At 67.1% G+C, this 13875-nt stretch carries 12 protein-coding genes and 1 tRNA gene; 4 read left to right on the top strand and 9 right to left on the bottom strand.

The window, feature by feature from the left end:
* Positions 1–97: 97 nt before the first annotated feature.
* Positions 98–976, top strand: coding sequence for an undecaprenyl-diphosphate phosphatase (locus F790_RS0107800; protein ID WP_019591292.1), 879 nt, complete (start codon positions 98–100; stop codon positions 974–976).
* Positions 977–985: 9 nt separating this feature from the next.
* Here the strand turns inward: F790_RS0107800 and F790_RS0107795 are convergent, their stop codons facing one another.
* Together F790_RS0107795 and F790_RS0107790 are read right to left on the bottom strand one after the other, a co-directional pair.
* Positions 986–3505 carry an ABC transporter permease gene (locus F790_RS0107795; RefSeq protein WP_019591291.1) on the bottom strand — a complete coding sequence of 840 codons (2520 nt, stop codon included), beginning with the start codon at positions 3503–3505 and terminating at the stop codon, positions 986–988.
* Entirely contained in the window at positions 3502–4212 is a 711-nt protein-coding gene (locus F790_RS0107790; protein WP_019591290.1) for an ABC transporter ATP-binding protein, read from the bottom strand. The genes F790_RS0107795 and F790_RS0107790 overlap by 4 nt, the downstream gene beginning before the upstream one ends.
* Here F790_RS0107790 and F790_RS0107785 point away from each other — a divergent pair.
* Positions 4211–4912, top strand: a complete 702-nt coding sequence (locus F790_RS0107785) for an arylesterase (RefSeq protein WP_019591289.1) — start codon at positions 4211–4213, stop codon at positions 4910–4912. The two genes, F790_RS0107790 and F790_RS0107785, sit on opposite strands and share 2 nt — an antisense overlap.
* 8 nt (positions 4913–4920) lie before the next feature.
* Here the strand turns inward: F790_RS0107785 and F790_RS0107780 are convergent, their stop codons facing one another.
* Positions 4921–5253, bottom strand: coding sequence for a hypothetical protein (locus tag F790_RS0107780; protein ID WP_019591288.1), 333 nt, complete (start codon positions 5251–5253; stop codon positions 4921–4923).
* Between the two features lie 164 nt (positions 5254–5417).
* Here F790_RS0107780 and F790_RS0107775 point away from each other — a divergent pair.
* A tRNA-Arg gene (locus tag F790_RS0107775) sits at positions 5418–5494 on the top strand.
* Between the two features lie 9 nt (positions 5495–5503).
* On the opposite strand, the gene F790_RS0107770 is transcribed toward F790_RS0107775, so the two are convergent.
* The 3 genes from F790_RS0107770 to F790_RS0107760 are packed head-to-tail and all read right to left on the bottom strand — an operon-like array spanning position 5504 to position 9957.
* Positions 5504–5815 carry a circadian clock KaiB family protein gene (locus F790_RS0107770; RefSeq protein WP_019570371.1) on the bottom strand — a complete coding sequence of 104 codons (312 nt, stop codon included), beginning with the start codon at positions 5813–5815 and terminating at the stop codon, positions 5504–5506.
* Complete coding sequence (locus F790_RS0107765; RefSeq protein WP_019591287.1) at positions 5812–7527, bottom strand: ATPase domain-containing protein; 1716 nt, start codon at positions 7525–7527, stop codon at positions 5812–5814. Before F790_RS0107765 ends, F790_RS0107770 begins: the two co-directional genes overlap by 4 nt.
* Positions 7528–7542: 15 nt before the next feature.
* Positions 7543–9957 carry an EAL domain-containing protein gene (locus F790_RS0107760; protein ID WP_019591286.1) on the bottom strand — a complete coding sequence of 805 codons (2415 nt, stop codon included), beginning with the start codon at positions 9955–9957 and terminating at the stop codon, positions 7543–7545.
* A gap of 735 nt (positions 9958–10692) precedes the next feature.
* Between F790_RS0107760 and F790_RS0107755 the strand changes: the two genes are divergently transcribed.
* A complete protein-coding gene (locus tag F790_RS0107755) occupies positions 10693–11286 on the top strand; it encodes a CBS domain-containing protein (RefSeq protein ID WP_018869305.1) in 594 nt (197 codons plus the stop codon).
* Between the two features lie 26 nt (positions 11287–11312).
* On the opposite strand, the gene F790_RS0107750 is transcribed toward F790_RS0107755, so the two are convergent.
* Genes F790_RS0107750 through F790_RS0107740 form a run of 3 tightly spaced genes read right to left on the bottom strand, consistent with a single transcriptional unit; the run spans position 11313 to position 13798 of the window.
* Positions 11313–12395, bottom strand: coding sequence for a succinylglutamate desuccinylase/aspartoacylase family protein (locus tag F790_RS0107750; RefSeq protein WP_018869306.1), 1083 nt, complete (start codon positions 12393–12395; stop codon positions 11313–11315).
* Positions 12396–13301: a 30S ribosomal protein S6--L-glutamate ligase gene (gene rimK / locus F790_RS0107745; protein ID WP_019021974.1), complete on the bottom strand. Its 906-nt coding sequence runs from the start codon at positions 13299–13301 to the stop codon at positions 12396–12398.
* The gene (locus F790_RS0107740; RefSeq protein WP_019590262.1) at positions 13298–13798 is read right to left on the bottom strand and encodes a RimK/LysX family protein; all 501 of its coding nucleotides are present in this window, start codon (positions 13796–13798) and stop codon (positions 13298–13300) included. Before F790_RS0107740 ends, rimK begins: the two co-directional genes overlap by 4 nt.
* Positions 13799–13875: the final 77 nt, after the last annotated feature.

The following is a 13875-nucleotide window of genomic DNA, read 5'->3' as shown; positions in this document are numbered from 1 at the left end:
TCTTCCCTGGCGGGCGTGTGACGGCGCCCGGCGATTTCGTCGTGTGATTTCCGTATACTGCGGCGCCTTTCCCGCCCGCGGACAAGAGCGAACGGCCATGGCGATCTGGATCGCGACCCTGCTGGGGATCGTACAGGGTATTTTCATGTTCGTGCCGGTGAGTTCAACCGCGCACCTGGTGCTCACCCAGCACTGGCTGATCGGCCAGGGCCACGAACTGCCGCCGCCCGAAAGCCCGGAGATGATCCTGTTCGATCTGGTGGTGCATGTGGGCACGCTGGTGTCGATCGTCTATGTGTTTCGCCGCAGCCTGTGGCAGCTCTCCGGCGGCATCCTGCGCGAGAGCTGGCAGTGGGCCGCGCGGCGCGGCGAGGCGCGGCGCGAGATGCTGTACTTCCGCCTCGGGATGCTGTGCGTGCTGTCGGTGGCCGCGACGGCCGTGGTGGGCTTCACCCTCAAGGCGGCCTTCGAGCAGGTGTTCGCCAATCCGGTGCTGATCGCCGGGACCCTGACCCTGACCGGCGTGCTGCTGTGGTGGACCGACCGCCTGAGCCGGCGCCCGCTGGGGCTGCGCAAGCTGAACCCGCGCATCGCGACGGTGATCGGCGTGGCCCAGGGCTTTGCCCTGGTGCCCGGGCTCAGCCGCAGCGGCATGACCATCGTGTTCGGCCTGTTCAGCGGGCTCAAGCGGCGCTGGGCGGCGGAATACAGCTTCTTCCTCGCGATCCCCACCATCCTCGCGGCCACCGCCGTGCAGTCGCTGGACGTGTTCAACCACGACGGCCTGGGCGATCTGCCGTGGAGTGCGCTGATCACCGGGTTCGTGGTCTCTGCGGTGGTCGGCGTGGTGTCGCTGAAGATGGTGCTGTTCTTCCTCTATCGCTCCAGCCTGAAGGTGTTCTCCATCTATGTGTGGATCCTGGCCTTCCTCGTGCTGTTCGGGTTCCTCGATACCGGCGTGATGTACGGCCACTGAACCACCGCGTCACTCCGGCCCGCGCAGCACCGTGAGCGGTGCCTGATCCAGCACCCGCCGGGTTCCCAGCCACCCGGCCAGCGCGATGCCCAGGGTGCCGCCGCCGATCCCGTAGACGAACGTCATCGGGTTGACGCGGTAGTCGAAGTCGAACACCTGCCAGGCCAGCAGGGCCCCGATCACCGTGGCGATGATCGCGGCCAGCAGCCCGGCGAGGAAACCCAGTGTCCCGAACTCGGCCAGCAGCGCGTTGCGGATGTCGCGGCGCCGTGCGCCCAGGGTGCGCAGCAGCGCGGCCTCGCGCCGGCGGACGTCGCGGGTTGCCTGGACCGCGGCGAACAGCACCGTCAGCCCGGCCACCAGGGTGAACAGGAATACGTACTCCACGGCGCGCGTGGCCTGTTCGATGATGTCGCGCACGCGCTCCAGGATCGCGCTGACATCGATGGCGGTGACCGCCGGGAAATCGCGCAGCCAGCGGCTCTGGGCGTCGTGCATGTCCTCCGGCAGGCGGAACGCGGTGATATAGGTGCGCGGCTGCTCGTCCAGCAGGGCGGGAGCGCCGGTGACGAAGAAGTTCACCCGGAAGCTGTCCCAGTTCACCTCGCGCACGTTCGTGATGGTCCCGCGCACCGCGCGCCCGCCGATGCGGAAGGTCAGGCTGTCGCCCAGTTCCAGCTCCAGGCGCTCCATCAGCCCGGCCTCCACCGAGAGCCCGTCGGAATCCGGCTGGTCGAGGGTCCAGTGACCTTCCACCACCGGGTTGTGCTCCGGTGGCTGCTCCGCGTAGGACAGGTTGAACTCGCGGTCCAGCAGGCGCCGGGTGCGTTCGTCGTCGAAATCCTCGGGCCCCACCGGCAGGTCGTTGATGGCGACCAGTCGGCCGCGGATCATCGGATCCATCTGCGGGCGCTCCAGGCCGGCCTCTTCCATGCGGTCGGCCAGCCGGTCCTGCTCCCCCGGCTGGATGTTCACGTAGAAATGGTTGGGCGCATCCTCGGGGATGCTGGCATCCCAGGCCTCCAGCAGATCGACGCGCACGATCGCCAGCAGCAGCAGCGCGAGGATGCCCACGCTGAAGGCCACCAGCTGCACTGCACTGAGCCCGCCGCGTCGCGCCAGATTGGCCAGGCCGAAACGCAGCGCGATGCCGCCGCGGTCACGCAGCGGGCGTACCGCCAGCACCAGGGCCGCCCCCAGCAGGCCGAGGGTCAGCAGGGCCCCGGCCGTGCCCAGCAGGACCCACAGGGCGAGCTGCGCATCGGCCGCCTGCCACCAAAGCAGGGCGCCGAAGGCCGCCACTGCCAGCCCGCCCGACAGCCACACCGAGGCCGACGGCAGGCCGATGTCGCGGCGCAGCACCCGCAGCGGCGGGATCTGCCCGATGCGCAGCATCGCCGGCAGGGCGAAGCCGGCGGCGGTGATCAGGCCGACGCCCAGCCCGGCCACCACCGGTCGCAGGCCGGGCGCGGGCAGATCAGCGTCCAGCCAGTCCCCGAGCAGGGCGGCGAGCACGAACTGCGCGGCGAAGCCGATGGCCAGCCCGATCAGCGAGGCGATCAGGGCGACCAGCAGCACACGCCCGAAATACACCGCCAGCACCCGCCGCGCGCTGGCACCCAGGGCGCGCATGATCGCCGCCGAGTCGGCACGGCGCTGAGCAAAGTGATGCGCCGCCACCGCGATCGCGGCCCCGGCCAGGAGTACGGCCATCAGCGACGCCAGGCCGAGGAAGCGCTCGGCGCGCTCGATCGCCGCGCGCAGCTCCGGACTGGCGTCCTCCAGGCCCTGGACGCGCTGCCCGGATTCCAGACGTGGTTCCAGCCACTGTTCGAACCCGGCCACCGCGTTGTCCGCCCCGCGCAGGTGGAACTGGTAGCGCACCCGACTGCCGGGGCCGATCAGTTCGGTCGATTCCAGGTCCTGGTAGGCGAGCAGCAGCCGCGGTGCGAGATCGGTGAGCGCACTGCCGCGGTCGGGTTCCAGGGTCAGGACCGCGGTGATCTCCAGATCCCGGCGTCCGACGGTGACCGTATCCCCCGGTTCCAGACCGAGGTCGTTCAGCAGGCTGCTCTCCAGCCAGGCCTCGCCGGACTCCGGTCCCTCGGTGACGGCCCGTTCCCGGCCCTCGGCATCGCGGATGCGGGCCTCGCCCACCAGCGGCCAGTCGGGGCCCACCGCGCGCAGGGAACTCAGTCGCGAGCGGTCCTCCGCGCCGAACAGCACCGAGGGCAGGGCGGCCGTGCGTACCTGTTCCAGCCCACGTTCCCGGGCTTCTTCCACCCACTCGTCGGGGATCGGGTCGCGCGCGACCACCGACAGGTCCCCGCCCAGCAGGGAGGCCGCCTCGTCGGCCATGCCGCGATCGACGCGGTCGGTGAAGAAGCCCACCGCGGCCACCGCAGCCACCGCCACCACCAGGGCGGCGGCCAGCACCCGCAGTTCGGCCGAACGCCACTCCTGGCGGGTGCCCCGCAGCCATCCCCGCAGCTGGCGCAGCGGATGATGCAGTCCGGCTGCCGGACTCATGCCAGGACCCCGTCCTGGATGCGGATGATGCGGTCGCAGCGCTGCGCCAGGTCGGGGTCGTGGGTGACCAGCAGCAACGCGGCGGGGACATGACCGGGTGCGGGGTCGTCGGTGAGGGCAAACAGGTGTTCGATGATACGCTCGCCAGTGCGCCCGTCGAGGTTGCCGGTGGGCTCGTCGGCGAACAGGATGGCCGGCCGGTCGACGATCGCGCGCGCGATCGCCACGCGCTGCTGCTCGCCGCCGGAGAGCTGGTGCGGATAGTGGCGCGCGCGCTCGGTCAGTCCCACGCGCTCCAGCGCCTCGTGGGCGCGGCGGGTCAGCTCCGCGGCCGGCTGCTGCGCGTGTTCCGGGTTGAGCTCCAGCGGCAGGAGGACGTTTTCCAGTGCGGTCAGGGCCGGCAGCAGCTGGAACGACTGGAACACGAAACCGACCCGTCCGGCGCGCAGCGCCGCGCGGCCGTCCTCGTCCAGTTCGCTGATGGTCTTGCCCAGCAGGCGAACTTCTCCGCCACTAGGGGCGTCAAGACCCGCGAGGAGACCCAGAAGGGTCGACTTGCCCGAGCCGGAGGCGCCGAGGATGGCGACCGTCTCGCCCGGGTTGACCGCCAGGGACACGCCGCGAAGGATGTCCAGCGTACCGCTGGGCCCCTCCACCCGCTGGCGCAGGTCCGTGGCTTCCAGTACTGCTTGCGAGGATGCATCCATGTCGCGTTTCCCGTTGCTGGTCGTTGGGTATCTTGCCCTGCTGTTGAGTCTTCCGCTCGCCGCGAATTCCCCGCCGGAGGAGAATTCTGCCCACAAGGCCCCGGAGGACGACACCCATCGCCTGCTGGTGTTCGGCGATTCGCTCAGCGCGGCGTGGGGCATGAGCGAGGACGAAGGCTGGGTGGCCCTGCTGGAAGATCGCCTCGAAGCGCGGGATGGCAGCTGGCGAGTGCACAACGCCTCGATCAGCGGCGAGACCACGGCCGGCGGCCGGCAGCGCCTCCCGGACGAGCTGGAACGCGTCGAGCCGGATGTCGTCATCCTGGAACTGGGCGGCAATGATGGCCTGCGCGGGCTGGCGCCCGCCGCCATGCGCGAGAACCTCGAGGCCATGCTGGATGCCATCGACGCCGCGGGCGCGAAGACCCTGTTGCTGGGCATCCGCATTCCGCCCAACTACGGTCCCCAGTATACGGACCGCTTCGAGGCGGTGTTCCGGGACCTGGCGGAAGAACGCGAGCTGGCCTTCGAACCGTTCTTTCTGGACGGCGTGGCCGACGACGAAGTGATGATGCATGACGACGGGATCCATCCGTCGGCCGAGGCGCAGCCGCAGCTGCTGGAGAATGTCTGGCCGGAACTGGAGCCGCTGCTGGAGCAGGTCGAAGCCCGGGAAACGCTGAATGGCAACCGGGACTGAGCACCGGTTCAGTCTTCGGGGCGCAGTTCCTCGCGGCAGCGCTGCAACACCTCGGCGGGGATCAGCGCGCGCAGCACCGGATGCAGATCGGGTTCCACCTCGCTCAGCAACGGCAGGGTCCGCACCCGGGAATGGCGCGACAGCGGATCACCGTACTGATTGGTCTGGATGCTGCGGTCCACGCCGGCATCCATCAGCGCGATGCCCGGCTGACCGCCCGGTCCCTCATCGAGGATGTCGACCAGTTCAACCACATGTCCGTCCACCTCGCCACGCACCCCCACCAGCGGGCACAGCAGATCGATCAGACGGTCGGTTTGCTCCGAGTTCAGCTTCTCCATGTCCGTACATTAGTTCGCCGGCGCGCGGGGCGCCACCCCGTGCCGCCCCGTTAAGTTTGAATCGCACCCGATGCGAGCGGAATGGCAGGAGCCTGCTTGCAGGCGAACCGGGCGGCGTTTTCGACATGCTATCTGCCACGCGTATAATCCGGTTTCCCGCCCGCGTCTCCGTAGCTCAGCTGGACAGAGCAACCCCCTCCTAAGGGGTAGGTCGCAGGTTCGAATCCTGCCGGGGACGCCATCTTCCGGTTTACCCGTCGGTTCCCAGTTCGGCCAGGAACCGCCGCAGCTTCTCCTCCTCGGACAGATCCCCGTAGAGCACGGAGACTTCGCCATGGGTGTCGGTCTTCAGCAGTGATGGCGTGGCGAACACCGACTGGGTGATGCCCTGTTCGGGCTGTTCTAGAAGATCGACCTCCTGAGGTTGCATGTCGGAGCGGCCGATTTGCTCCAGCATTCGGGCGAGGTTGGCCCGCGCGCGCTGCGAGCGGGGTGCCGATCCGGTTACGAAGAGGGTCAGCACGGGGATGGAGGCTTCGCCATGGTCCTGATTCTCGTTCAATGCTGTTTTCCTCCGTCGGCATGCTGACCTTCTTTGAAGGGTTCCGGATCGTGATCCGGGTCCCGGCGGCGGCGGATTTCTTCGTGATAATCGTGTTCCAGACGATCCGTCTCGCCGCTTGTCCGATCCAGGTGGTCGCGTTCGGCCTCCAGGCGCTGTTGTTCTTTCTCCGCCTGCAGGATGCGCTGTTCCAGGTCCAGGCGCCGACGTTCGCGTTCCAGCTGTCGCTGGCGCTCCCGCTCCTGATCCTCGCGTTCCTTCATCGCGCGCGCCGTCCCCATCAGCACCTCCGAGCCGGATGCGTAAACATCCGCGAGGTCCAGTCCGCTGTCGGACAGGATTAGTTCGCGCTGCTGATTGGAGTGAGCCGAACCGCGCGATTTCACGATGGACAGCGACCGGTTACGTTCGCCCCCGCGTTCGTTGTAACCGACGACAATCCAGGTATCGGCCAACGTGGAGACATAGCCCAGGGTGGCTTCTCCCTCCGGGTCCTCTACACCGCTCAGTGCGGTCAGGACGGTGGTGATGCCGCGTCGGCGGGCCAGATCGGTCAGCTGCTCGGTCGCCAGATGGGCGCCTTCGGTGGCACTGGCTTTCAGCAAGGCGGAGACCGGATCGATGATCAGACAGTCGGGAGCGAATCCGTCGATGAGGCGTCGCAATGCGAGGAATTGTTCGGTGACGCTGGAGGCGTAGGCGGAAAAATCCTGAAAATGGACGACCCCGCGGGCCATCGGGGTGGCCAGGTCGATGCCCACCGATGTCAGGTTGCGCACGTAGGCCGATTCCAGCTCATCGAAACTGATGTACAGCACGCGTTCGCCTTCCCTCGCCCGGGTCTCTGCGAAGGTTCCGGCCAGGGTGCTCTTGGCGGTCCCGGGGCGACCGGAGATCAGCAGGCTGGAACCGCGATGGATGCCGCCACCCAGGAGGCTGTCCAGACGCGGGATGCCGGTGGTCAGCCGTTCGCTGCCGGCCGCTGGCTGACCGATCGGAGGGGCCTCGTGGTAGGGGAGCTGGATGCCCTCGCCATCGATCAGCATTGGCATTTCGTCGGCGACATGATCGCTTCCCCGATACTTGGTAATGCGCAGTGAGCGGTTGAGCTTCTGCTGGACCACGCGCGCCGACAGCAGCAGGCTCGACGACAACAGGAACTCGATGCCCTCCAGCCAGGCCGGTGCGGGGCCGTCACCCCGTGCCTTGCCGGTGATCAGCACCGCCTGACCGTGGGTCTCGCAGTGATCGTTGATTCGGCGGATCTGCTCGATGGCGGCATGCGGGTTTGGCTGGAGCTGCAGGAGCTGGTCGATGCCGTCGAAAATCACCCAGCCTGCATCGCCGTCGGCCGCGGGCGTGACGGCACTCAGCAAGCCTCCCATGTCGAATTCGCCGGCCGCCTCGGCCCCCGGATGCGGGCGTGCGTCGATCAGCTGCCAGCGTTCGGAGTCCAGCAGCCCGGCGCCCCAGTCGAACGAGGCGGCGTCGCGCCGCACCTGCTCGGGCGATTCCTCGAAGGTCACGAAAACGCCGCGTTCACCCTGTTCCACCGCTCGGGCCAGGATCTGCAGACACAGCACGGTCTTGCCGGCGGCGGGTTGGCCGAGGACAAGCGTCGCCTGGCCTTTGGGCAGGCCGCCGCGAGTGGCACGGTCGAGCCCGGCGATGCCGGTTTCGAACTTTTGCAGTGTGTTTTGGGGTCGTTCCATGCGGACTCCGGTTGTTCAGGTCGATGGCGGGTGAGTGCTGCCCAGCGGCAGGCGCCCTCGCTGCTCCAGCAACCAGCGGAAGTCCTCCGCTTCCAGCGGCATGCTGTAGTAATAGCCCTGGCCGAAGGGGCAGCCCATTTCCAGCAGGGCCTCGCCAACCTGCGCGGACTCGATGCCTTCGGCAATGACTTCCGCATCCATCGCCCGGGCCAGTGTCACCACCGTCTCCACGATGTGGCGATGGAAAGGTTCGTCCAGCAGATGGAACACGAAGCCCTGGTCGATCTTGATCTCGTCGAAGGGATATTCCTTGATGTAAAGCAGCGAGGAATAGCCGGTGCCGAAATCGTCCAGGGACAGGCGCACGCCCATTTCATGCAGGACGCGCATCTGTTGCAACAGGGCGGGAGACTGCCCGATGAACACCCCTTCCGTAACCTCCAGTGCCAGTTCCTCGGGGGCGACCCCCGATACTTCTAGGATGCTTTGCACGCGTCGTGCAAAGTTGCCGACCTCGAACTGCGTCAGCGACACGTTGACCGCCACACGGACCGGTTCCAGGCCCGCATCGCGCCATTCGCGCAGATGCCGGCAGGCCCGCGCGAGCGCCCAGTCGCCCACTGCGGTGATCTGCTGACTCTGTTCGGCCAGGCTGATGAACAGGTCCGGCGGGAGCAGGCCGCGCTCGGGGTGATTCCAGCGCAGCAGCGCCTCGCAGGACACCAGCCGGCCACTGGCCAGGTCCACCTTGGGCTGGAAGTGGAGTTCGAGCTGGTCCTCGTTGAGGGCCTGACGCAGATCGCGCGTGAGGTCGATGCGCTGCTGGGTTTCCTCGAGCAGTTGACGGGTGAACGCCGACCAGAGCTGGGAGGCCTCGGCATGGTTGCGGAACTGGGCGAGCTCCGCCTCGTGCAGCAGATCCTCCGCCGTGCGACGCCGGGTACCCATACGAGTAAAGCCGATGCGAATCGCGACCTCGAACTCCGCGCCGTGCATCGCGAAGGGCGCGGTCAATGCGTCGTGCAGCTCGCCCAGCTCGAGTTCCGGCGGCTCGCGGGGTTCGGGGAGGAACACAACGAATTCGTCGCCGCCGATCCGGCCGGCCAGGCCGTGGTCGCCCGCCTGTCCTTTCAGACGCTGCCCGAATTCCTTCAGCAGCCAGTCGCCGGCCTCGTAGCCGTAAGACTCGTTGATGTCGCGCAGTGCCGCGATGTCCGTGATCACCAGGATTCCGGCCGGATGCCAGTGGTCCCCATCGATCCGTTCCTGCAGCGCCCGTTCGAAGCCAGAACGTGACAGCAGTCCGGTCAGGGCGTCCTCGAAGGCGAGCCGGCGGAGTTGCTCCTCGGCCTTCTTCAGGGGGGTGATGTCCTGCTTGATCGCCACGTAGTTGATGACCCGACCCTGTTCGTCCTTGAGCGGCGAAATGACGTCCTGTTCCCAGAACAGTGTCCCGTCCTTGCGCCGGTTCTGGATCTCTCCGGTCCAGGTCTCCCCGGCGGTGATGGTCCCCCAAAGGTCCCGGTAGACCTCGTCCGGCGTGTTGCCGCTCTGGATCCGGGCCGGTGTCTGGCCCAACAGCTCATCTCTGGAATAGCCGGAGACCCGTTCGAAGGCCGGGTTCACGTATTCGATTTGGCCTTCCAGGTCGGTGACGGCGACCGCCGCCGGGCTCTGCTCGATAATGTGGCGGAACCGGTGGAGCTGGCGCTCACGTTCGCGGTGGCGGGTCAGATCCTGGAAGGCCCCCTGGGCCCCCACGATGCGGCCTTCAGCATCAAAAAGCGGTTCGCCCAGTGCACGTACCCATTTGCGCTGTCCTTCGGTGTCAATGATGGCCAGCTCTTCGTCGTAGGGGAGCCCCTGTTCGATGCAGTCGTTGAACAGGGTGCGGATCCGGTCGCGCGACTCGGGCGCGTAGAAGTTGATCCCCTCCTCGATCGGCGGGGCGTAACCCGCTGGCATGCCATGGATCTCGGCGACCACCGGGGACCAGGCGATTCGCCCGTCATCGAGATATACTGACCAGCCGCCGACGCGGGCGATCTGGCCGGCCATCTCGATCAGGTGGGCCTGGCGTTGCAGTTCGTTCTCGGCCGTACGCAGGTCGGTGACGTCGGTAATGACCGCTCCCGCCCGCTGTTTCCGGTCGAGACCAGGGCCAAGCGGATAGTAGTTCACCCGGAGTCGACGGCGCTGGCCATCGGTCGTGGTGCGCTCGGTCTCGTACCTCACAGTCTCCCCGCCCAGGCAGCGATCCAGATAGGGTTTGACCGTTTGCTCGAAATAATCCGCGCCCAGTATTTCGGGCAGTGAACGCCCCAAGAGCTCCCCGTCAGTCAGCCCGTAATGTTCGCGGTAGGCGCGGTTGGCCCATATGTAGCGGTAATCGGCATCGGCGATGCCGCACAAATCCTCGCTCTTTCCCACAAGATCGTGGAGGTGCTGGAGGAGTTCCTTTTGGACCAGCAATTGCGCGGATGTCTCTTCCGAAGAGTGAAGCATTCGGCGAAGCGTAGCTGCGAGGTTGGGCCTGTCTGCCTGGTCCTCGATGGGGACGAGGGCATGCTCGATGGTCTGCCGGACGTCCTCCAGCTTGCGTCTAGTGGTTCCCTCGCCCGCTTTGCGGCGACGGAGAACCAGACGGAATGCGAGTACTGTTAGGACGCCGGATAGTGAACCGGCAATCAGCGCCGTGACCAGCCAAGCATCGAGGCTGGCGAGACCGTCCGGGATCAAGATGGCCGCTCCGGTGCGGCGCCGTCGCTGAAACGTGCGTCTATGGAGGTGGTAAAGCCACGGGGCGTCGCTGCATGGGCGACGCCAGCCGGGTGACCCGGCTCCTGCAGGAGCTGGCAACGGTTGCGGGTCATTTTGCTACAAACCTTGTATGAGACCTGTATCACAACTTTACGGGACCCGATGCGTGACCGTCGAGTCACTTCCACGTTGGCGGTGGAGGCATTCAGGGTTGGTAGCCCACAGATCCATCCTGCTGCTCTGTGATTGTTTCACCGCCGGCCGGTTTCTCTCGTGCCTGCGGGGACCCTGAGCGGGTCTGCGTCCGGAATGACACTGGACTCAAGATTTCTGACTACACTCCAGAGGAATGACCTTCGTGCGGGGTTCGCGCGAGGGCCGTGCAACCACGTCAAGGAGCGGTTCATGAACAACAGCTTTGCCCCCATCCAGACTCGTCCGCTGTCCGCGGATACCGCCGTGCTTCGTTGCGACGGTGTCCTGGCGCCGCGGGTGACACCGGATTCGCCGGCGGATCGCGCCATGACCGATCTGCGCAAGGTGCCGGCGGTGACGACCATGGCGGACATGCGGGCCGACGAGGCGCTGCAGCGGATGATCCATGCCGGGGTCCGTCTGTTGCTGGTGGTCGATGCGCAGGACTCGGTGAAGGGTGTGGTGACGGCCCGCGACATCATGGGCGAGGGCCCGGTGCGGGCGGCCCAGGAAGAGGGGATCCCCCGCGAGGCGGTGGAAGTGAAGCACGTAATGAGCAGGGTCAGCGAGCTGGAAGCGATGGATCTGGACAAGGTCGAACATTCGCGAGTGGGCGACGTGGTCCGGACCCTGAAGAAATCGGGTCGTCAGCATGCCCTGGTGGTGCTGCGCCGGGATGATGGCAGCGAGGCCGTGTGCGGGCTGTTTTCGGCCACCCAGATCGGGCGCCAGCTGGGGGTGGATGTGTCTCCCGAAGGGCCGGCCCAGTCGTTCGCCGAGCTGGAGCGGTCGCTGGCGTCCTGAGCCGTCGGGGCCGGGGCGGAGGCCTCTCAGGGGCCTTCGCCGCGCCCGTTGCCGCCGTCCGCGTAGGGGTAGCCCGGCGCCTCGAGGTCCTCCTGAAAGGTTTCGAGGCGTTCCACGGCGATGTCCGTGCGGTGGAACTGGGCGATGTGGAACACCGCATCCCCCTCGTTCACCAGCGGCAGGCGGAGCTGGCCGATCACGATGCCCGATACCGGGGCGCGGATCTCGGTCTCGCGTTCGCCGAATGGGTCGGAGACGATCGCCAGCAGGGTCTGGTCGCGGGTTACGCGGTCCCCTTCACGCACGAAGATCCGCAGGATGCCGCTCTCCGGTGCGCGTACCCAGCTGGCGGAACGCGCCATCACCGGCTCCTTGCGCCGCCGCTGGCGAGGCGGCGCCGGCAGCATGCCCAGATAGCGCATGACCTCGATGATCCCGTGGACCCCGCCGCGGATGGAGAGCTCGTCGAAGCGCAGGGCCTCGCCGGCCTCGTACAGCAGGATGGGGACCTGCCGCTCCGCGGCGGCCTCGCGCAGGGAGCCGTCGCGCAGAGCCGAGTTGAGGATAACCGGTGCGCCGAAGGCCTGCGCCATCTCGCGGGTCTCGCGGTGGTCCAGGTTGGCGCGGATCTGCGGCAGGTTGGAGCGGTGGATCGCGCCGGTGTGCAGGTCGATGCCGTGGGTGCTGTTGTGCACGATCTCGCGCATGAACAGGCGTGCGACCCGGGCCCCCAGCGAGCCCTTGCGGGATCCGGGGAAGACGCGGTTGAGATCGCGCCGGTCGGGCAGGTAGCGGCTCTGGTTGATGAAGCCGTGCATGTTGACCACCGGCACCGCCAGCAACGTGCCCTTCATCCGCCGCAGGGCCGGCACCTTGAGCAGGCGCCGGATGATCTCGACGCCGTTGATCTCGTCGCCGTGGATGGCGGCGCTGACGAACAGCACGGGCCCCTTCTGCCGGCCGCAGACCACCTGCACCGGCATGTGCGCCGGGGTATGGGTGTACAGGCTGCCGACTTCCAGTTCGACCGTGCGCCGTTCGCCCGGCTGCACGGTGGTGTCGCCCAGCGTGACCGGGCGGTTGCGGCGGGCCCGCGGCAGTCCGGCCATTCAGCCGCGACCCTTGGTCTTGGTGCGGTTGGGCTTGGCGTTCTTCTGGATGAAATCGATGATCATCCCGGCGACGTCCTTGCCCGAGGCGGCCTCGATGCCCTCCAGTCCGGGCGAGGAATTGACCTCCATGACCACCGCGCCGTGATTGGACCGCAGCAGGTCCACGCCGCACACGTTCAGGCCCATCACCTTGGCCGCGCGCACTGCGGTGGCGCGTTCCTCCGGGGTGATGCGGCAAAGCGCCGCGCTGCCTCCGCGATGCAGGTTGGAGCGGAACTCGCCTTCCTTGGCCTGTCGCTTCATCGACGCGACCACCTTGTCGCCGATCACGAAGCAGCGGATATCCGCCCCTTTCGCCTCCTTGATGTACTCCTGCACCAGGATGTGCTGCTTGAGCCCCATGAATGCCTGGATCACGCTTTCGGCCGCCTGCTTGGTCTCGGCCAGCACCACGCCCAGCCCCTGGGTGCCCTCCAGCAGCTTGATCACGCAGGGGGTGCCGCCGACCGTGTCCAGCAGGTCCTCGATGTCGTCCGGCGAGTGGGCGAAGCCGGTGACCGGCAGTCCTATGCCGCGGCGCGACAGCAGCTGCAGGCTGCGCAGCTTGTCCCGCGAGCGCGAGATGCCCACCGATTCGTTCAGCGGGTAGACGTTCATCATCTCGAACTGGCGCAGCACCGCCGTGCCGTAAAAGGTGATCGAGGCCCCGATGCGCGGGATCACCGCGTTGAATTCATCGAGGATGTCGCCCTTGTAGTGGATCTGCGGGTTGTGCGCGGTGATGTTCATGTAGCAGCGCAGCGGGTCCACCACCCGCACTTCGTGCTCGCGTTCCTGGGCGGCCTCGACCAGGCGGCGGGTGGAGTAGAGCTTGGTGTTGCGCGACAGAATGCCGATCTTCATGGGGTTTCCCGGGGGCTGGTTGCGGGTTCGTCGTCGTGGTCCTGCTGCAGGCTGTCGGGCTGCTCCGGGGGTTTCCCCAGGGCGAAGGATGCGCCGGGGTCGACCAGAAACCGGCCCCGCATCGCCTCGCGCCCGAGCAGCATGCGAAACAGCATGGTATCGCGAGCGGTCAGGGAAAGATCCACCGGCAGCAGCGATTCACCGATGCGTACGGGCGTACGGATGAAGTAGCGGTCGCTCTGGTGGCCGCCGGAGTCGGTGACCGGGCGTACATCCAGCACCGGGGCTTCGCACCAGGTCTCGGTCGTGCTGTCGTGCTGGCGCGGGTGCATGCCGAAACGGACCCATTCGTGCCCGTCGCGCTGGAAGGTTTCAATCGCGAACGCGTGCAGCGCCGAGCTGCGCGCGCCGGTATCGACCTTGCACTTGATCCAGTCGAGCCCCAGTTCCGGCAACCCTACCCACTCGCGCCAGCCCAGTACCGGACGGGTCTTCATCCGCCCCTCGCGGGGCCGATTTCCGGGTACAGCCGATTGCAGTACATCAACGTCTCCTGATGAAGTCCATGTGAGCT

This window comes from Thioalkalivibrio sp. ALE20, from assembly GCF_000381405.1.
Lineage (GTDB): Bacteria > Pseudomonadota > Gammaproteobacteria > Ectothiorhodospirales > Ectothiorhodospiraceae > Thioalkalivibrio.
The sequence above is the reverse complement of the archived record's forward strand: the minus strand, read 5'-3'. Positions and strand labels throughout refer to the sequence as shown.